The sequence below is a fragment of the Vreelandella profundi genome, assembly GCF_019722725.1.
Lineage (GTDB): Bacteria > Pseudomonadota > Gammaproteobacteria > Pseudomonadales > Halomonadaceae > Vreelandella > Vreelandella profundi.
Window position 1 is genome coordinate 921,114 of the sequence record NZ_CP077941.1, and the last position, 19,170, is coordinate 940,283.

A 19,170-nucleotide genomic window follows, 5' to 3' on the forward strand; every position below is an offset into this window, starting at 1 on the left:
CTACAAGGACGGAATCATGATTCAGCCGGTAATTTTAAGCGGTGGTAGCGGCACTCGGCTTTGGCCGCTATCAAGAGAGCAAATGCCTAAACAGTTTTTGCGCTTAACGTCGCCGCAGAGTTTGTTGCAGCAAACGCTCAGCCGCTTGATCGGGCTGACCGATAAAGCCCCGATGCTGATGGGGCATCAGAGTCACCGGTTCTTAATGGCCGAACAGCTGCGCGAAATGAATCAAGCGGCCACGCTGGTGCTGGAGCCCGAAGGGCGTAATACCGCACCCGCAATTGCCTGTGCGGCATTGCTGGCGCGGCAAGCCGGCGATGATCCGCTACTCTTGGTGCTGCCGGCGGATCATGAGATAGGCGATGTTAGCGCGTTTCAGCACAGCGTTGCGCTTGCTACGCCGCTCGCCGAAGCAGGCTACCTGGTGACGTTTGGCGTCGTGCCGACCCAGCCTGAAACCGGCTATGGCTACATTGGCTGCGGTGCGCCTTTAGAGGGCGGGCATCATCTTGCCGCCTTTATCGAAAAGCCCGACGCCGAGCGCGCCGCTGAGCTGGTAGCCAGCGGCAACTACCTGTGGAACAGCGGCATGTTTTTGCTGCGTGCCTCCAGCTATTTAGAGCAGTTAGAGCGCCTGCAGCCGACGATGCTCGCGGCCTGCGAGGAGGCGGTTAGCTCGGCCCATCGCGACTTAGATTTTCTGCGCCTGGGCGAAGAAGCTTTTTGCCGCTGTCCGGCGGACTCTATCGACTATGCGGTCATGGAACACTGCGAGCGCGCCGCGGTGGTGCCACTGAGAGCGCAGTGGAGCGACATCGGTAGCTTCGATGCGCTGTGGGCAACAGTGGCGTGCGATGAGGCTGGCAACGCTGTCAAAGGCGATACCTGGTTAACCGATACCCAGGACTCGCTGGTGATTGCCGAGCACCGTTTGGTGGCAACGCTGGGTGTGCAGAATCTGATTGTTGTTGAGACATCTGACAGCGTATTAATCGCTCACCGTGAGCAGGCGCAGCAGGTCAAACAGCTGGTGGCGGCACTCTCTCAGGCGGGGCGTCGCGAGCCTGAATGCGCGCCTCAGGTTCAGCGTCCTTGGGGAAGCTTTCAAGCGATGGATAGCGGCGAGCGTTATCAGGTAAAGCACATTACCGTGAAACCCGGTGGGCGGCTTTCGCTGCAGCGCCACCACCATCGCGCTGAACATTGGGTGGTGGTGAGCGGCACGGCACGGGTAACGCTTGAAGAGCGGAGTTTCTTAGTCAGTGAAAATCAGTCGACCTATATTCCCATCGGGGCGCTTCACCGGCTGGAAAACACCGGCAAGATTCCTCTTGAACTGATCGAGGTGCAGTCGGGAAGCTATCTGGGTGAGGACGATATTGAGCGCTTAGACGATGTGTATGCTCGCAACAATAACGAGTGACCAGCCGTAAGAGTAAGGTGCTGATCAATACGGCCGAAAGTCGCGGAAGTTGGGCAATTGCTGCTGTTCTTGCACCACCTTACGGTAGCGTTTGTACTCCCACTGATACTGCGCGGGGTCCAAGGCAATGGCATTCTCCACGCTAGCGTTGACTCCCGTGGCAGACTCCACGTCATCGGCGCTATAGACGCGCTCGTCGGCATCTAGAAAGTGGATCTCAAAGCCTTTGCCAGGAACGCGTAGCGCCACGCCGGTCACTACTCTTGCCTGGGTACGAGCCACTAGTTTCGGCAGCAGCGTAGCGGTGTAGGCATCGCGACCAAAAAAAGGTGCGAAAACACCGCTGCCCCAGTCGGGTTCCTGATCGGGCAATATGCCAATAGCTTCGCTACGCTTAAGCGCTTTGAGCAATGCCGCGACGCCGCGAGGATTCGTCGGCACCAGGCTTGCACCCATACGCTCTCGGCCATGGCGAATAATAGGATCCAGAGCGGTAATTTTGGGTGGTTCGTACATCGCGGTAAAGGGGAAGTGGCTCGACAACCAGAAGTTGAGCACCTCCCAGTTACCAAAGTGCGGGGCTAGCACGATCACTCCACGGCCTTGCTCCCGGGCACTGTCGAGTTTTTCGCGCCCAAAGACCGCCAGAATACCGGCTTCTACGCTATCTGGCTCCGCCATCCAGGCATGCCCTAGCTCTAACATGGTTGCCGTTGAGTGGCGCAGGCTATGCCGGGCAAGCGTCTTGCGCTCGGCAACCGAAAGGTCGGGGTAAACAACGCCTAAGTTGCGCTCCGTGATAAAACGTTCGCGCTTACTAAAGCGGTAAACCTGCGGCCCTAGGGCCGAGGAAACCCGCCACAGGCGTGAAAGCGACCAGCCTGACAAATGACGCCAAAGCCCGCTAATGGCACTGGCTTTTGAGAAACGCCGATCGGATTCAGACCTGTGTTGAGTCATTGTTAGAGCAGCCAAGTGTCTACGTTGGAGGGTGCACGCTTCTCTTGCAGCCCTTTAAAGCCTTTAACGCAGCGGACAATCAGCCACACGCCGAGTGCCAACAGTAATGGGAAGCCGATCAGAATGAAGGTCAGTAGCGAAAAGACGATGCCGTACACTAGCCCTATCCAGAAGGTGCGAATCTGGTAGCGATAGTGTTCTTCTAGCCAGGCAGGGCCTTTGCCTTTATACACGTAGGCGATGACCAGCCCGACAATCGACGTAAAGCCGAGAAAAAAACTGGCCAGATAAAGCGCATAGATAACCATCGCCATCGTAGTGTCGGGTTTATGGCGCTGCTCTTCGCTGACGATTTCGCCTTCAAGCGGCGCATTGTCATTATCACGCATAGCGTTTCCTTTCGATCAATTTATATAAGTGCATAGAGCTCGCTGCGCATTAACTCGCGCATCTCAGCCGGTGCTGTTCAAGAGCATTATGATACCTTGCGATCTTCGGCTTAGCATTAACGCGAGCCAAGACTTAACGTGAAGAAGGCCGGCAAATCTCCAGCAGGTTGCCGTCCGGATCGCGTAGGTAAATGGACTCAATCGGCCCGTTGGCGCCTTGGCGAGCCACAGGGCCAAGCTCAACCTCAATCGCCAAGGCGTCCAGGTGCTGCTTAAATTCGTCCAGCGGCAGCTGGCAGCGCAGGCATAAATCCAGGCTGCCGGGGGTGGGCGTTGCTGAGACGGGGGCGATATCGGTGTCTGTTTGATGCAGGCGTAGCGCGGTATCCCCCAGCATTAGATCGACCCGCTGGGCATCGCGATAGCGTACGTCTAAGCCCAGCACGCGAGAGTAAAAATCTACTGCGCGGCCCATGTCCGTGACGGTAACAACAAGATGATCCAGACCTGTTAGCATGCCTCTTTCCTTAAAACATAACGATAAGCCAGAGAATACGATGATGCGCCGTTGCCCGCTATGCGCGGAATCTAACACTGTGCTTTACCACAGGGAGCTGCATTGTGACTATTACCAGTGTGCCACGTGCACGCTGGTATTTGTCCCCCCGGGGCAGCATTAGAGCGCTGCTGCTGAAAAAGCCGAATACGATAAATATTAAAACTCGCCGCATGATACGGGATGCCGGCGCTTTTTAGGGCGATTATTTACCCCGCTGGTGGGTACAAAAGGATAGTTTAGCAGTGGAATTTCCTGGCCCCGACACGGTTATTGCTCATAAACCGCCAGCGTGGGTGAGCGAAGCATTCGAAAAGCATTGACTTTGTACCATTGAGGGCAATAATTGCGCGCCGATATCCCAGCCTGACTAGGTGTGCCAGGTGAGATGACGGTGGTTTCGAGCACATTTGGCAACATGTTTCATGTGTGTTTTTCACTCCTGTAGGCAAGGTGAGGTTTTCATGTCGCCGCAACTATTAGCCATGGCGCTGGCGCCCCTGTTAGGGCTATTCATTCTCGGGATTGGCAACGGTTTTCTTGCCACCTTAATTACCGTGCGCCTGGACGCCGCCGGTGAGTCGGCCACAGTGATCGGTATTGTGTCGTCGGCTTACTTTATCGGCTTAGCGCTGGGTGCGCTGGTGAACGACCGTCTGTTGCTGCGCATTGGTCACATTCGGGCCTACGGCAGTTTTGCCTCACTCGTCGCGGTTACGGTACTGCTGCAGGGCTTGTTTTTCGATCCCTGGGCATGGTTTGGACTACGCCTAATCGGCGGCTGGGCGACGGTGGGCGTTTATTTGGTCATTGAGAGCTGGCTGCTGACCGCCGGGGATCAAAAGGTCCGAGGGCGCCTGCTAGCGCTGTATATGATTTCGCTGTACGGGGCCGGGGTGTTGGGCCAGCTGCTGCTAGGGGTGACTAACGCCATGGGCGTCACCGCGCCCTTTATGGTGATTGGCCTGCTGGCCTCGCTGTCCGTCCTGCCAATGGCAATGATTCCCCGCGTCTCGCCGATCATGGAGCACGCCGAGCCGCTGCCTCCCCACCGTTTGATTATGCTGACCCCCACCGGAGTGATGGGTAGTTTGGGCTCGGGGATGGTGGTTGCGGCGGCGTATACGCTGCTACCGCTCTATTTGCAGCGTAACGGTATGAGCGTTAGCCAGGTGGGGCAGATGATGGCGGTGGTGATTCTGGGGGCTATGCTGCTGCAGTATCCGATTGGCCGCTGGTCGGACCGCCACGACCGTCAGATGGTGTTGATTGGGATTAGCGGCTTCTGTGTATTGATCTCGGCGGCGATGCTCTGGCTGCCGCTCTCGACACCGCTGCTAGCGGTGTTGCTGTTCTTGCTGGGCGGTGGGGTGTTTGCGCTTTACCCCGTCGCGGTTAGCCACGCCGCTGACCGTGCACCTGCGGGTGCGTTAGTGCGTATGAGCCAGGGGTTGCTGTTGATCAATTCGATTGGCGCCACGCTCAGCCCGCTAATGATTTCACCGGTCATGACGGCAATAGGCGACGCAGGGCTATTCTGGGCTTTTGGTTCGCTCAGCCTGTTCCTGGTGATGTTCTTTTCCTGGCGTCGTCATGTGCGTCCAGCGCCGGTGCCCGTGGCTCCGTTTACGCCGACAACGCCAATGACCGCAGCGGGCGCCGAGCTAGTGGTGACCGAAGAGTTGATGCAAGGCGCGCTGGAGCACGAGTACCTGGAAGATTTGTCCGACGTGGTTTGGGATGTTGACGCCGTTGAGCCCGTGGTGGGACCGCCTGCCGAAGATGAAAGTCATATCACCTATTATGATGATGTGGAGCAGGTGGGTGTGCGTAAGTAGCGCAATATAGAGGCATTATCGGCGGCGGCTGATACCTTGGGCTAATGGTATCTGGGAGAGAGTATTACTACTATCGTAGCGCTACTTTCAAACAATTGTTTAAGAACGTCCAGATCCACTCTCCGCCGAGGTTCGCCATGAATGTTTACGCCGCGCCCGTACGCGACTTGCGCTTTGTACTCGAAGAGCTGCTCGCGCATCGCTCGCTAAACCTGCCAGGCTTTGAAGAAGCCACGCCCGATTTAGTTGAGGCAGTGCTCGAAGAAGCGGCAAAGCTTGCGGGTGATGTCTGGGGGCCGCTCAATGCTAGCGGTGATCGGCAGGGTGCCAAGCGTCATACCGATGGCAGCGTGACGTCACCGGATGGCTTTGCAGCGGCCTATCAGGCGTATGTAGAGGGTGGCTGGAACGGTATTGGCGTGTCTGCGGCGTTAGGTGGGCAGAACTTGCCTGAAGTGGTGGCCAGTGCCGTTCAGGAAATGCTTCACGGTGCCAATATGGCGCTGGGTCTTTGCCCCATGCTAACCGCTGGCGCTATTGAGGCTCTTGCGCACCACGGCAGCGATGCCCTCAAATCCATTTACTTGCCCAAATTAGTGGAAGGTAGCTGGACGGGCACGATGAACCTTACCGAATCCCAAGCGGGGTCGGATCTTTCCCAAGTGCGCACGCGCGCCGTGCCCGAAAACGACCACTACCGCATCAGCGGTCAGAAAATCTATATCACCTGGGGCGAGCACGAGGCCGCTGACAACATTATTCATCTGGTCCTGGCCCGAAAACCCGATGCGCCGCAAGGCAATAAAGGCATCTCACTGTTTTTAGTACCCAAGCTTTTGGTCAATGACGACGGCTCGCTGGGTGAGCGCAACGACGTTACCTGCGCATCCATTGAGCACAAGCTGGGTATTCACGGTTCCCCTACCTGCACGCTAAGCTTTGGCGAAAACGGCGGCGCGATTGGCTACTTGGTCGGCCAAGAAGGGCGTGGCCTGAATCATATGTTTACTATGATGAACGAGGCGCGCCACAAAGTAGGTATTCAAGGCATTGGGGTGGCTGAGCGTGCCTGCCAGCATGCCTTCGCTTACGCGCTTGAGCGACGTCAGGGACGGGCGCCGGCATCCCGTGGCGGCGCTGAATGCAGTATTAGCGATCATCTCGACGTGCGCCGTATGCTGCTTTCAATGCGCTCGCGTACCGATGCATTGCGGGCACTGGCGCTGTATTGCGCCGCCGAGCTGGACACAGCCCGTCATGCAGACGATCACGATACGCGCAGCGCTGCTCAGGCCCGCGCCGATATTCTTATTCCGGTGATTAAAAGTTTTTCCACTGACCAAGCGGTCGATATCGCGTCCATGGGCATTCAAGTGCACGGTGGGATGGGCTACGTGGAAGAGACCGGCGCTGCCCAGCTGCTGCGCGATGCGCGCATTGCCCCGATTTACGAAGGCACTAACGGTATTCAGGCGCTTGATTTGGCGGGGCGTAAGCTTCAACGCGACGGCGGCGAAGCGCTGACTGCACTGCTAGACGACGTTGCCATTACCGTCGAACAACTCAACGCTAACCCCGCACTTGCTGCGTTAGGCAGTGGCTTAGCCGCCGGCTTAGACGATCTAAAAACTGCCCAAGCGATAGTGCTCAAGCAGGGCGCCGACCCTGAAATAGGGGCGGACGCGGTACAGGCCTACGCCACGCCGTTTCTCAGCTTAACCGGGCACGTGCTGTGCGCCTGGCAGATGGGGCAAGCGGCGCTTAGCGCTCAGGCCGCGCTTGATAACGGCAGCGACGATCCTTTCTACACTGCCAAACTGCGCAGCGCAGAGTTTGCTATCACTCAGTGGCTGCCGGTTGGCCGCGCCCAGCGTGCGGTCATTGAGGCGGGCATGCAGTGTCTGAGTGACTTTGAGGTTCATTGACGCAATAACACCGCCACTCGCCGCCGCCTTTAAGGGCGGCGGCGCTGTTTGTACGCTATCAAAACAAGCATTTAAAACGATCGCTTTGAATAACAATACGTAGGAGCCGACCATGAGCGCTATCTTCGAACAAGGCTTGCCCAAAACCGTTGCCAATCACGTACCGCTTTCGCCGCTGACCTTTATTGAGCGCTCGGCGTCGATTTATCCCGATTATCCCGCCATCGTGCATGGCAACACTCGCCGCACCTGGGGCGAAACCTGGATGCGCTGTCGCAAGCTAGCCTCTGCGCTCAAACAGCGGGGTATTCAGCCGGGTCAAACGGTAGCCGCCATGCTGCCTAATATTCCAGCTATGTTTGAAGCGCATTTTGGCGTGCCGCTAGCGGGCTGTGTGCTCAATACCTTAAATATTCGCCTGGATGCTGAGGCGATCAGCTACATGCTTGCGCATGGCGAAGCCAAGGCGATTCTGGTGGACCCGGAGTTTGCTGACGTTATCCAGCAGGCCGTTGCCAAGCTTGAACATAAGCCGCTGATCATTGATGTGGCCGACGTGACGTTTCTCGGTGAAACAAACGCTATTGGGGAGATTGAGTACGAAGCGCTGCTCAATGAGGGTGACGCCGATTTCGCTTATCAACTGCCTGACGATGAATGGAATGCGATCTCGCTCAACTACACCTCGGGCACAACGGGAAAACCTAAGGGTGTGATTTATCACCACCGCGGCGCTTACCTGAACGCGGTGAGCAATATTATGGAGTGGGCGATGCCCCATCATCCGATCTATCTGTGGACGCTGCCTATGTTCCACTGTAACGGCTGGTGCTTTCCATGGACAATTGCCGCTAATGCAGGCGTCAACGTGTGTCTGCGCCGTTTCGAGCCTAAAAAGGTTATGCAGCTAATTGCCGATGAAAAGGTTAGCCACTTCAGCGGCGCACCGATTATTCTCAATGGCTTAGTTAATTTGCCCGCTGAAGATAAGCGCCAGTTCGATCATTCGGTAAAAGTCACCACCGCCGGTGCTGCGCCCCCCGCCGCGGTGATAGCTGGCGTTGAAACGCTGGGCATAGAGGTTACCCACGTTTACGGCTTAACCGAAGTGTACGGGCCGGTGACCGTTTGTGCCTGGCGTGAGGCGTGGGATGAGCTGCCGCTTGAGGCGCGGGCGAAAATAAAAGCGCGCCAGGGCGTGCGCTATCACATGCTTGAAGCGTTATGTGTGGCCGACCCGCTCACGCTGGAACCTGTCCCCAAAGACGGTCAAACCATGGGTGAGATACTGATGCGCGGTAATAACGTGATGAAGGGCTACTTAAAAAACCCTGAGGCAACCGAGCAGGCGTTAGCGGGTGGTTGGTATCACACCGGCGATTTGGCTGTGTGGCATCCAGATGGCTATATCGAGATCAAAGACCGCTCTAAAGACATCATTATTTCCGGTGGTGAAAACATCTCGACCATCGAAGTAGAAGACGCTATTTACGGCCATCCCGCCGTTGAAGAGGCGGCGGTAGTGGCTAAGCCTGACGAGAAGTGGGGCGAAACGCCCTGTGCATTTGTGAAGCTGAAAGTCGGCTATGGGGAAATCACTGAGGCCGATATTATCGCCCACTGTCGCGAGCGTTTGGCGAGCTACAAAGTGCCTAAGACGGTAATTTTCAGCGAACTGCCGAAAACCTCAACGGGTAAGATACAAAAATTCGTACTGCGTGAAGAAGCTAAAAATCATTGATAGTGGATTTAGGAGAGAGTGAATGAGTGACCAGCTAATTGGCATCGTCGGTGCGGGTACGATGGGGCAGGGGATTGCCCAGGTAGTGGCCGCCAGCGGATTTACGGTGCGTCTTTTTGATGTGGCCGAAGAGCAGCTGGGTCGCGCTGAGGCGAACGTCGACAAAGGCTTAGCCAAGCTGGTTGCTAAAGAAAAAATCACAGAGGCAGATAAAAAGGCCGCTTTGGCGCGCCTCTCGACCACGACCTCGCTACAGGCGCTTAGCGACTGTGCGGTGATTATTGAGGCAGCGCCTGAGCAGCCAGCCCTCAAAGAGGAGCTGTTTCGCGATCTAAGCCAATTGAACAGCACGGCTATTTTGGCCTCCAATACCTCATCACTGTCGCTCACCCGTTTGGCGGCGGTGTGCGAACATCCCGAACGCGTGGTAGGCATGCACTTCTTTAACCCCGTGCCGGTGCTCAAATTGGTAGAAGTGATTCGCGCCGAGCAGACCTCTGACGCTACCGTTGAGCGTATCGAGCAGCTTGCCAAGGCATTAGGCAAAACCGCCGTGCCGGTGGGCGATGCGCCGGGCTTTGCAGTGAATCGCTTATTAGTACCGATGATCAATGAGGCGGCGTTTATCGTTCAAGAGGGTACCGCCACTCCAGAAGCGATTGATGACGCCATGAAGCTAGGTGCCGCTCATCCGATGGGGCCGCTAGCGCTGGCAGACCTGATTGGCTTAGATGTCTGTTTAGCGATCATGAACGTGCTTCAGGAGGGCTTTGGCGACCCCAAATACCGCCCGTGCCCGCTGCTTAAACGCATGGTAGCCGCAGGCTATCTCGGCCGTAAAACTGGCCGTGGCTTTTATCACTACGATTAATTGAGAGCTGGGTGGTCTCGATGCTGGGGCATTAAAGTTTGCCCATCGTAAGAACCCAATAAATAAGTCATTGCCACTCAACCAAGCGTTCGCTAGGGTTGAGTGGTATTCCTCCAGCTACGATATAACCGCGTATGCCCATAACAATTAAGGAGCCCGCCATGAGTGAGTCAGTGATTGAGAAAGTTGATAACGATGGAGTGGTGCGTTTAACCATTAATCGCCCTAAGGCGCTCAATGCATTAAACAGCGAAGTGCTCGCCGCGTTAGAAGCCCATTTAGTGGCGCTGGAAGCTCACCCGAGTTTACGCGCGGTACTCATTACGGGGGCGGGCGAGAAATCCTTCGTGGCGGGAGCCGATATTACCGAAATGCGCGAAAAAACGCCTGAAGAGGCGCGGGCATTTGCCAGCCAAGCGCTGCGCACGATTAAACGCTTAGAGACATTGCCAGTGCCGGTGGTCGCGCTGGTGAACGGGTTTTGCCTTGGCGGCGGCTGCGAATTGGCACTGGCCTGCGACTGGGCCGTAGCCAGCGATAACGCCGTGTTTGGGCAGCCAGAAGTACTGCTGGGTGTTATCCCGGGCTTTGGTGGCACCCAGCGTCTGCCGCGTCGCGTTGGCCCCGCCATGGCGATTGACCTTGTTACCACGGGTCGTAAGATCGATGCCCAAGAGGCGCTGCGTATCGGGCTCGTTAACCGAGTAATGCCGCAGGCTGAGCTGGAGAGCTACGTCGAAGAACTCACCAAGCAGCTTAAAGGCAATGGCCCGCAGTCTGTACGCGGTGCCAAACAGGCGGTTCACGATGGATTAGACCAAGACCTTGATAGCGCGCTGGCGCTGGAAACGAGCCTATTTGCCCTATGCTTCGCCGGTGAAGAACAGAAAGAAGGCATGGCCGCTTTTGTAGATAAGCGCAAGGCTAACTTTTAGCATCTCGCTTTAAGGTCTGTTTTGTAAGACCAATTTATAAGCGTTCGTTTAATAAATTTTGACTGGTAATGGGGGTGGCGTCTGCGTCACCCCCGTTTTATTTCTACGATTTATTCCTGCGTTTGTTACTTCCAAAGCTCAATCAACACCTTGCCGGATACTTGCGCATCTTTAGCAATCGAAAAAGCGTGCTGGGCATCTTCGGCAGGCAGTACGTGAGTGATGACGCTATCGAAGCGGGCATCGGCAGCGAGCAGCCTGATGGCTTCATCAATTTCATCATTGAAACGGAAGCAGCCTCTCAGCTGGACCTCTTTTGCAATCAATGACGCTAGCGCAATCGGCTGTGGAGCTGCAGGCATCATGCCTATTTGAACGATAATGCCTGCACGACGTACGGCGAGAATAGCGCTGTTGATCGATGCTGGAACGCCGGTGCACTCAAGTACGACATCGAAAGCTTCTTGAGGCAGCTCATCCGTGCCTACCTGAATAGTGCTATGTACTCCCAGTGCGCGGGCGCGGGATAGTGGGCCATCTAGAACGTCGGTAATGCAGACTTCGCGGGCGCCTTTGGCAAGTGCTGCCGCAGCGGCGAGCAAGCCAATGGGGCCTGCGCCGCATACCAGCACGCGCTTCTGATCGACGCCGCCGGCTACCTGGATACCATGCAAACCCACGGATAAGGGCTCTGCTAGAGAGGCACGTGCCAGAGGCAAGGTATCCGGCAGGGCCCTCAGCATGCTGGTATCGACATCTAAAAACTGGCTCATGCCACCCTGCGTATGCGGCCAGGTAGAAGCAGAGCCTAGATAAGCACCGTTGGGCCACAGGTGCGGTTTGTCTTCGATGCCGGGCTGGCTGTTGCCAAATGTCGCAGGGTGCAGCGTGACCGCTGTTCCCTGCGGCCATTGCCCGCTGGGGTCTTCCTCGACGATGCCCGACATTTCGTGGCCGGGAATCAATGGCTCACGAATCACAAAGGCGCCATTGGCGCCCTCATGATAGTAGTGAAGGTCTGAGCCGCATATGCCGCCGAAAGACATACGTAAACGTACTTTTCCAGCGGCTAAAGCGGGCAGCGTAACGCTTTCTTCCCGCAGGTCTTGCTTACCGTGAATGACTAATGCTTGCATGGCGCTGCTCCTAAAGGGGAAATCTGGGCAGTTAAACGACCGAGGTCATCCCGCCATCGACGAAAATATTTTGCCCGGAAACGAAACTTGAGGCGCCCGAGCAGAGATAGACCAGCGTGCCCACCAGCTCGTCGAAATGCCCCCAGCGCTGGGCTGGCGTGCGCTTTTCGACCCATTGGTTAAAGGCAGGGTCTTGCCATAAGGCGGTGTTCATTTCGGTCTTGAAATAGCCGGGAGAAATACAGTTGACCTGGATATTAAAACGCGCCAAATCCGCGGCCATACCCTGTGTCAGTAGCGCAACACCGCCTTTTGTGGCGGAGTAAGGCGCGATTGTTTCTCGGGCAAGCTTAGACTGTACGGAGCCTATGTTAATGATTTTTCCGGAGCCGCGTTCGCTCATAGCCGGCGTTAAGGCGCGGGAAACATAAAATAAGCTCGACAGATTGGTGGCGATAAGAGCATCCCAATCAGCCGTGTCAAATTCATTGAACGATGCGCGGCGCTGAAGCCCGGCATTATTGATCAGAATATCCGGCGTTCCGTAGTCATCAATCAGTGTTTCAAGCGCCTGCTTGGTTGCGCTAGCATCGGTGACATCGAAACTGATTGCTTCAACGGTGGCCCCTGTGTCTTGCGCCACCTTGTCTGCTTCTGCCTTCACTTTGTCTAAATCACGCCCGTGTAGGATGACGCGCGCGCCCTGGTGTGCCAATCCTCTTGCGAGAGCATTGCCAAGGCCTCTAGAAGAGCCGGTGACCAGCGCTAGGCGGTCGCTAATATCGAAAAGTGGCTGTTTCATAGTGATCACCTAAAACATCATGAAAATGATATACGCGAAGATAAAGCCGACCACTGACTCAAGAGCCTGCTGGACGGTCCACGTTTTCAGCGTTGTTTTGACATCCATACCTAGCAGCCGGCCCACAAGCCAAAAGCCTGAGTCATTCACGTGGCCAGCAAACACGGAGCCTGCGGCCGTGGCTAACGTAATCGCCACTACCTGCATTGAGGTGAAATCACCGCCAATCACGGCGGGCGCCATTAGCCCCGCGGCCGTTACCAGCGCGACTGTCGCCGACCCCTGGGCGAGACGCATAATCACCGCAATCACATAGGCCGCAATGATGATAGGCAGGCCAAGATCGCTTAGCGAGCTGGATAGTGCATCGCCAATGCCCGATGCGCGCAGCACGCCGCCGAACATACCGCCAGCGCCGGTAATCAACACCACTGAGCAAATCGGCCCGAGGGAGGAGTCGAGCACTTTCTCTAATGCATTGCCTTCCATCCCTTGGCGGCGGCCCAGCACTAACATGGCCACTAGCGTTGAAATGAGTAGCGCGATAGGCGTATTACCGAGCGCCGAAAGCAGTTGAAACCATAGCTGGTCGCTGTCAACCGCGCCGATGGAACGCAGCGAGTTTAGGCCGGTGTTCATAAAGATCAGTACAAGCGGCAGCATTAACAGGCTGATCACCACACCAACGGAAGGCGGGTTGGTAACTTCGTCGTCGCTGATGTCGCCAAATAGGCCATTGCTAAGCGGGAACGGATGGCGCTTGGCGACCACTTTCCCCCACATGTAGCCTGAGATCCACCAGAGTGGGAAGGCAATCACCACGCCGGTTAGCAGCAGTAGACCTAGGTTGGCATTGTACAGTTCCGACGCCGTTACCGGGCCTGGGTGAGGGGGTAAGAAAACGTGCATGACCGAAAACGCCGCGGCCGCAGGCATGGCATAGAGCAGTATCGGGCCGCCTAAACGGCGCGATACCGCAAAGATAATGGGCAGCATGACGATCAAGCCGGCGTCAAAAAAGATGGGAAAACCCATCAGCAGCGAGGCGACACCCAGTGCAAGCGGTGCGCGCTTTTCGCCAAAGACTTCAATCATTTTGTCAGAAAGCGCCTTCGCGCCCCCTGAATGCTCGACAAGCTTGCCGAGCATCGCACCCAGACCGACAAGTAGCGCAACGGCCCCAAGCGTGCCACCAAAACTATTCACCAGCGTGGGCACAATAGCATCAACAGGTATTTGGGCGGCTAGCGCGGTTAGCAGGCTCACTAGCATCAACGCCAAGAAGGCGTGCATTTTAAACCTGATGATTAACACCAAGAGGGATAAGACAGCCACTGCGGCAATGCTTAACAGTGGTCCTGCGGACATCGTCTGAGTCCATCCGTTCATGCGAGCGCTCCGAGAAAGTAAGGCTAATGACTGGCGATGTTATCGGTAACATTTTACAGCTTGAACGCTGGCTGGATACTCGACCTTGGTTTAAACAAACGGGTAATGGCGTTGAGATAATCACTAGTCCGGCGGCAGCAATTCTGATAAATATATAAGCGTAATGTATTTGCCGATAAGGCTGTTTTTACTGCGTTTGTGCGTGCTTTTGGCATCCATTGTCGTCCAGTCTCGCTAAGCTGAGGTGTGCATGTTGGATCTTTATATCGCCAATAAGAATTACTCGTCCTGGTCGCTGCGTCCGTGGGTATTGATGAAGGTTCTAGACATTCCGTTTAATGAACACCTCATGCCGTTTGAAGGTGGTTTTGGTGAAAGTCATGACACCTTCCTGCGTTTTTCACCCTCAGGCTTAGTGCCTTGCTTAGTTGATGTGACGGCCGATGGCGAGCTGGCGGTATGGGATTCTCTCGCCATTATTGAGTACTTGGCGGAGCAGTACGCACCGGTTTGGCCAACTGATAAGCTCGCACGTGCCTGGGCGCGCTCTGCCGCGGCTGAAATGCACAGCGGTTTTGGTGCCCTGCGTGACGATTGTTCAATGAATTGCGGCGTGCGCGTTGAGCTAAAGGGATTGTCGGATAGCCTTAAAGCCGATATTGCTCGCTTGGATGCATTGTGGCAGCAGGGGCTGGAGCGCTTTGGCGGGCCTTATTTAGCGGGCGCACACTTTACCGCGGTGGATGCCTTTTATGCCCCGGTGGCGTTTCGCGTGCAGACGTTTAATCTGCCGGTTAGTGAAGACGCTAAGGCTTATGTAGATCGTTTACTTGCGCTGCCAGCCATGCGGGCATGGTATCAGTCTGCGCTTGAAGAGCAGTGGCGTGAGCCTATGCACGAAACTGAAACGCTGAAAAATGGCACGCTAACAGCAGATTATCGACAGCCTTAACTCGCTCAGTTCACTCGATGCACCATGCATCAGGTACACTGGCGAAAATTTTCGTTTGGAAACATCCATGGCCCTTAGTGCAACGCCCTATAAAGTTGATATTAACTTGACCGATCTGGATCGCAGCGTATACGAGACGCTGCGCTTTACCGTGGCGCGCCACCCTTCGGAAACAGAAGAGCGCATGACCGCGCGCCTGCTTGCCTATGTGTTGTGGTACAGCGAGACGCTGGCCTTTGGTCGCGGGCTTTCCGATGTGGACGAACCCGCGCTGTGGGAGAAAAGCTTAGATGGCCGCTTGCTGCACTGGATTGAAGTCGGGCTACCCGATGCTGAGCGCCTTACCTGGTGCTCGCGCCGGGCAGAGCGGGTTACGCTGCTTGCATACGGCCGGGTCGACTTATGGGAAAGCAAAGTGCTGCCTGGCGTATCCTCGTTGAAAAATCTGCATGTGGCGAGGCTGCCGCAAGAGGCGCTAGCGGTCATTGCTAAAGATCTGCCAAGGGCTATCAACTGGGCCATTATGATCAGCGAAGAGTCGCTGTTTATTACCGATGAGAACGGCCAGCATGAAATCACTCCTCAATGGCTGCTGCGCGAGCGTTAATCTGTATAGTTGGATTTATTCGGCTAAGCTATAAATATGAAAAGGGATGACTCATTGCTCATCCCTGCTGTTTCAGCTGCTTAGGCTTTTCCGCGCGAGGAAAAGAAAACTATAGCTTGCTATCTTTTTGCACAATTACATACAATCAACAATGTTTGTTGGCGATCTCAAAAAGCTGCCTCAAGAACTGTTTCAAGAACATCTCAAGGAACGAGCAATGCGCGGATATTCCTCTTTACGTTGGCAACTGCTCCCGCTAGTAGCAGCCATTAGCCTGCTGCCAACGCTAGCACACGCAGACAACAGTGTGTTCACGGTCAAGCATGAAAATGATGGCATCGCCAGCAGTGACGACGGTCACTTCACTAGCGGCTTTGAGCTTAATTGGATGTTTGAGCCTGAGGCACAAAGCTGGACCCAGCGTCTAGCCACCGCATTACCCGATAGCATTATCGGCAGTGCAGACATGGCTGCTTATCGTTTGGTGCATCAGATTTATACGCCCAACGATATTATGCAGCCGGGACTGATCGAAGATGATCGGCCGTATGCCGGGCTTGTTTATGGTGGCGTGTCGCTTTACGAAGATGTGCCCATGGGTAGCTGGGTTCAGTCGACTGACCTGCATCTAGATATTGGGTTGGCAGGGCCGTCGTCACTTGCCGATAGTATTCAGCGTGAAGTACACCGTGTCACCGACAGCGACCGTCCTAACGGCTGGAATAATCAAATTGGCGATGAGCCAATCGTCAATGCTGCCATGCGTCGCCAGTGGTGGAACAGCACGCCGTTTATCGGTAAACAGTTTGCCCATGGGCCGAGTGTCAGTACCGCACTAGGTAACTTATATACCTACGCAGGCGCGGGCTATAGCGTGCGCTGGGGCGATGAGGCTGCCGGCATTCCTACGCTGACGCCTAGCCCCGGTAGCCGCCACTATATGACGGGCAGGCAAGGCTTGCAGTGGTACCTGTTTGCGAGCGTAGACGGCTATTACATGGCGCAAAACCTAACGCTTGATGGTAATACTTTCAAAGACAGCCACTCAGTTGATCGTAAAGAATGGGTGGGAGACGTCTCAGCAGGGCTGGCGCTTGCCTGGGAAGATTGGCAGGTGACCTACGCTATGGTGCAGCGTTCGCGTGAATTCGACGGCCAGGAAGAGCAGGACAAGTTTGGTTCTATCGCGCTATCCAAGCGTTTCTGAGCGGTTTAACGCGACGAATAATGTTAAGCGTCTTTCAATAGGGGAGGATATTCATGGCCAATAAATATCCTCACACTCCTGATGGGCGCTACTTTATCGCCAAGAATCGATTATGGCGCTGTACGGACCCGAGTTTAAGCGAAGACGAAAAGCGCGTGCACATTAAAGCCTTGATGAAAGCTCGACGTGCGGTGAGGACCACCCAGAAACAGGACGATAAAGCGGGGTTAGGCGGTGCCCGCGAGGCGGTGCAAGCCGCTAAAGAAGCATTGGGAGAGCGCGGCCCGGTGTGGTGGGATGATGACGCGCCCGATGAAACGGGTTTCGCCCCGCATAATAGCTCTTATGCTAAATGGTGGGAGAATTTGCCTTAGGCTGTCGTTTTGCTAATTTACCTGCGTGTATGCGTTTTGTGATGCTATCCTGCGCCGCTCTTATTCTTTAAGGACGCAGCGTGAATATTAAAGCGGATCTCTCCATTATCGACATCATTGGTCATCTGGTTCTTTGGCTAATACTGAGTGTGATTACCTTCGGTATAGCGTTCTTTTTCTTTCCGTACTCGTTTGCAAGGTTTGTGATCAACCGTACTTCCGTTATCGACACAGCGACAGGCGTCGAGCGCAAAATGGTCTGTGATATCAATCTCTTCAGTAATATTGGCCACATTATTCTGTGGATAATTATTTCACTCTTAACGTTTGGAATTGGGTATATTTTTTACTTTTATCGGGTGTGGAACTATGCACTTAATAATTCGCGCATTCAGTAGCACGTAGCGTAAAAAAGCCAAACGATATGTATCAAAATGGGCGCCTTTAGCAATGCTAAAGGCGCCCATTTTGTGTGCCGTCGGCTTACTTACTGTCCGTCAGCTTATCTTGTGTTTTAAGCGTAAAGTCGCTGGCGTCGTGGCGCTCATGTAGCTGCTCGCTAGGCTCGCCCCAGGTGCGGTTCACCATGCGACCGCGCTTGACGGCGGGGCGCTCATCAATTTCCTCTGTCCAGCGCAAAACATTCTTGTAAGTGTGCGCTTCCAAGAACTCAGCCGCTTCGTAAACACGGTTTTTAACCAGTGCGCCGTACCAAGGGTGAATCGCCATATCGGCAATGGTGTACTCGTCCCCAGCCATGAAACGGTTTTCTGCCAAGTGGCGGTCAAGTACATCAAGCTGGCGCTTTACTTCCATCGTGTAACGATCAATCGGGTACTGATATTTTTCTGGCGCGTAGGCGTAAAAATGGCCGAAACCGCCGCCTAACATCGGCGCACTGCCCATTTGCCAGAACAGCCAAGAGAGACACTCTGTGCGCTGCGCCGGGCTGCTGGGTAAGAATGCGTTAAATTTCTCGGCCAGATAGAGCAGGATAGCGCCGGATTCAAACACTCGCTGAGGTGGAGTAGTGGAGTGATCCATCAAAGCAGGGATTTTGGAGTTGGGATTTACCTCAACAAAACCGCTGCCGAACTGATCTCCTTCGCCAATTTGAATCAGGTGGGCGTCGTACTCTGCGTCTTTAATTCCCTGTTCCAGTAGCTCTTCGAGCATCACGGTAACTTTTACACCGTTAGGCGTGGCAAGGGAGTAAAGCTGAAGAGAATGCTTGCCCACGGGCAGCGCTTTATCCTGGGTAGGGCCTGCTATCGGGCGATTGATGTTGGCAAATTTACCGCCGTTGCCAGGCTCCCATTTCCAAACGCTAGGAGGTGTATAGGTGTTGTCGCTCATCGTTTCCTCGCTATTAACCGATATCGGTAACTGCTGGGCACAGAGGTGAACCGATCCTTTGCGCGGCGATGCTAACGCTTTTAGGGATTCTCTTACGACACCACCGCTTTGCATGCGCAGAAAGCGGTGGTGTGGGCGCTAGCGGATTAAGCTAATGGTTCGCTTATACCAGCGTCAACGTGACGTTAATATTGCCACGGGTTGCATTGGAGTAGGGGCACACGATGTGGGCTTTATCAACTAGCTGCTGCGCGACGTCTTGCTCAAGGCCGGGCAGGCTGATTTTTAGCTCAACTTCGATGCCAAATCCGGAAGGAATTGCGCCGATGCCTACGTTGCCTTCAATTTGAGTGTCTTTGGGAAGTGATACTTTTTCCTGGCTTGCCACGTGCTTAAGCGCACCTAGGAAGCAAGCTGAATAGCCAGCCGCGAATAGCTGCTCGGGATTGGTGCCATCACCGCCAGCGCCGCCCATCTCTTTAGGCGTACTGAGTTTAACCTCTAGCGCGCCATCCGATGATTTAGCTTGGCCTTCACGGCCACCAGTAACGGTAGCCTGGGCGCGGTAAAAAACTTTTTCGATAGTAGTGGTCGTCATTTTTAATCTCCTGTCAGGGTTATTCGTTATGTTGACGGTTTTAATCTAGCGCAGCTTTATTTTGCGCGCAAGATAAATGATAAATAAAAACCAACTTTTGCCGTGGCC

General features: G+C 54.9%; 19 protein-coding genes. 11 read left to right on the forward strand and 8 right to left on the reverse strand.

Features of this window, described 5'->3' with window-relative positions:
- The first annotated feature begins 16 nt into the window (after window positions 1-16).
- Complete coding sequence (locus KUO20_RS04275) at window positions 17-1,426, forward strand: mannose-1-phosphate guanylyltransferase/mannose-6-phosphate isomerase (RefSeq protein ID WP_235041667.1); 1,410 nt, start codon at window positions 17-19, stop codon at window positions 1,424-1,426.
- Between the two features lie 24 nt (window positions 1,427-1,450).
- On the opposite strand, the gene KUO20_RS04280 is transcribed toward KUO20_RS04275, so the two are convergent.
- The 3 genes from KUO20_RS04280 to KUO20_RS04290 all read right to left on the reverse strand — a co-directional run bounded on the left by KUO20_RS04280 (window position 1,451) and on the right by KUO20_RS04290 (window position 3,292).
- Complete coding sequence (locus tag KUO20_RS04280) at window positions 1,451-2,386, reverse strand: lysophospholipid acyltransferase family protein (protein WP_235041668.1); 936 nt, start codon at window positions 2,384-2,386, stop codon at window positions 1,451-1,453.
- Between the two features lie 2 nt (window positions 2,387-2,388).
- Window positions 2,389-2,775 (reverse strand): DUF4870 family protein, encoded by a 387-nt coding sequence (locus tag KUO20_RS04285; RefSeq protein WP_235041669.1) that lies wholly within the window; start codon window positions 2,773-2,775, stop codon window positions 2,389-2,391.
- A 133-nt stretch (window positions 2,776-2,908) separates the two neighbouring features.
- Window positions 2,909-3,292 carry a VOC family protein gene (locus tag KUO20_RS04290; RefSeq protein WP_235041670.1) on the reverse strand — a complete coding sequence of 128 codons (384 nt, stop codon included), beginning with the start codon at window positions 3,290-3,292 and terminating at the stop codon, window positions 2,909-2,911.
- A gap of 503 nt (window positions 3,293-3,795) precedes the next feature.
- Between KUO20_RS04290 and KUO20_RS04295 the strand changes: the two genes are divergently transcribed.
- The 5 genes from KUO20_RS04295 to KUO20_RS04315 all read left to right on the forward strand — a co-directional run bounded on the left by KUO20_RS04295 (window position 3,796) and on the right by KUO20_RS04315 (window position 10,641).
- Window positions 3,796-5,169, forward strand: coding sequence for an MFS transporter (locus KUO20_RS04295; RefSeq protein ID WP_235041671.1), 1,374 nt, complete (start codon window positions 3,796-3,798; stop codon window positions 5,167-5,169).
- Window positions 5,170-5,306: 137 nt separating this feature from the next.
- Window positions 5,307-7,094 carry an acyl-CoA dehydrogenase gene (locus tag KUO20_RS04300; RefSeq protein WP_235041672.1) on the forward strand — a complete coding sequence of 596 codons (1,788 nt, stop codon included), beginning with the start codon at window positions 5,307-5,309 and terminating at the stop codon, window positions 7,092-7,094.
- A gap of 112 nt (window positions 7,095-7,206) precedes the next feature.
- Entirely contained in the window at window positions 7,207-8,835 is a 1,629-nt protein-coding gene (locus tag KUO20_RS04305; RefSeq protein ID WP_235041673.1) for an acyl-CoA synthetase, read from the forward strand.
- Between the two features lie 22 nt (window positions 8,836-8,857).
- The gene (locus KUO20_RS04310) at window positions 8,858-9,706 is read left to right on the forward strand and encodes a 3-hydroxybutyryl-CoA dehydrogenase (RefSeq protein ID WP_235041674.1); all 849 of its coding nucleotides are present in this window, start codon (window positions 8,858-8,860) and stop codon (window positions 9,704-9,706) included.
- Window positions 9,707-9,867: 161 nt separating this feature from the next.
- Window positions 9,868-10,641: an enoyl-CoA hydratase/isomerase family protein gene (locus tag KUO20_RS04315; RefSeq protein ID WP_235041675.1), complete on the forward strand. Its 774-nt coding sequence runs from the start codon at window positions 9,868-9,870 to the stop codon at window positions 10,639-10,641.
- A gap of 125 nt (window positions 10,642-10,766) precedes the next feature.
- On the opposite strand, the gene KUO20_RS04320 is transcribed toward KUO20_RS04315, so the two are convergent.
- The 3 genes from KUO20_RS04320 to KUO20_RS04330 are packed head-to-tail and all read right to left on the reverse strand — an operon-like array spanning window position 10,767 to window position 13,968.
- A complete protein-coding gene (locus KUO20_RS04320; RefSeq protein ID WP_235041676.1) occupies window positions 10,767-11,777 on the reverse strand; it encodes an L-idonate 5-dehydrogenase in 1,011 nt (336 codons plus the stop codon).
- Between the two features lie 31 nt (window positions 11,778-11,808).
- Window positions 11,809-12,579, reverse strand: a complete 771-nt coding sequence (locus KUO20_RS04325) for an SDR family oxidoreductase (RefSeq protein WP_235041677.1) — start codon at window positions 12,577-12,579, stop codon at window positions 11,809-11,811.
- Window positions 12,580-12,588: 9 nt separating this feature from the next.
- A complete protein-coding gene (locus KUO20_RS04330) occupies window positions 12,589-13,968 on the reverse strand; it encodes a GntP family permease (protein WP_235041678.1) in 1,380 nt (459 codons plus the stop codon).
- Between the two features lie 250 nt (window positions 13,969-14,218).
- Here KUO20_RS04330 and KUO20_RS04335 point away from each other — a divergent pair, with 250 nt between their 5' ends.
- The 5 genes from KUO20_RS04335 to KUO20_RS16795 all read left to right on the forward strand — a co-directional run bounded on the left by KUO20_RS04335 (window position 14,219) and on the right by KUO20_RS16795 (window position 17,506).
- The gene (locus KUO20_RS04335; protein ID WP_235041679.1) at window positions 14,219-14,920 is read left to right on the forward strand and encodes a glutathione S-transferase family protein; all 702 of its coding nucleotides are present in this window, start codon (window positions 14,219-14,221) and stop codon (window positions 14,918-14,920) included.
- A 67-nt stretch (window positions 14,921-14,987) separates the two neighbouring features.
- Window positions 14,988-15,527 carry a YaeQ family protein gene (locus tag KUO20_RS04340; RefSeq protein ID WP_235041680.1) on the forward strand — a complete coding sequence of 180 codons (540 nt, stop codon included), beginning with the start codon at window positions 14,988-14,990 and terminating at the stop codon, window positions 15,525-15,527.
- Between the two features lie 217 nt (window positions 15,528-15,744).
- Complete coding sequence (locus KUO20_RS04345; protein WP_235041681.1) at window positions 15,745-16,734, forward strand: lipid A deacylase LpxR family protein; 990 nt, start codon at window positions 15,745-15,747, stop codon at window positions 16,732-16,734.
- Between the two features lie 53 nt (window positions 16,735-16,787).
- Window positions 16,788-17,108, forward strand: a complete 321-nt coding sequence (locus KUO20_RS04350; protein ID WP_235041682.1) for a hypothetical protein — start codon at window positions 16,788-16,790, stop codon at window positions 17,106-17,108.
- Window positions 17,109-17,188: 80 nt separating this feature from the next.
- Window positions 17,189-17,506: a DUF6693 family protein gene (locus KUO20_RS16795; protein WP_337926483.1), complete on the forward strand. Its 318-nt coding sequence runs from the start codon at window positions 17,189-17,191 to the stop codon at window positions 17,504-17,506.
- Window positions 17,507-17,591: 85 nt separating this feature from the next.
- Here KUO20_RS16795 and yghU read toward each other — a convergent pair whose 3' ends face one another.
- Both yghU and KUO20_RS04360 read right to left on the reverse strand, forming a co-directional pair.
- Window positions 17,592-18,464 carry a glutathione-dependent disulfide-bond oxidoreductase gene (gene yghU / locus KUO20_RS04355; RefSeq protein WP_235041683.1) on the reverse strand — a complete coding sequence of 291 codons (873 nt, stop codon included), beginning with the start codon at window positions 18,462-18,464 and terminating at the stop codon, window positions 17,592-17,594.
- 163 nt (window positions 18,465-18,627) lie between these two features.
- Window positions 18,628-19,062: an organic hydroperoxide resistance protein gene (locus KUO20_RS04360; RefSeq protein WP_235041684.1), complete on the reverse strand. Its 435-nt coding sequence runs from the start codon at window positions 19,060-19,062 to the stop codon at window positions 18,628-18,630.
- Window positions 19,063-19,170 lie beyond the last annotated feature (108 nt).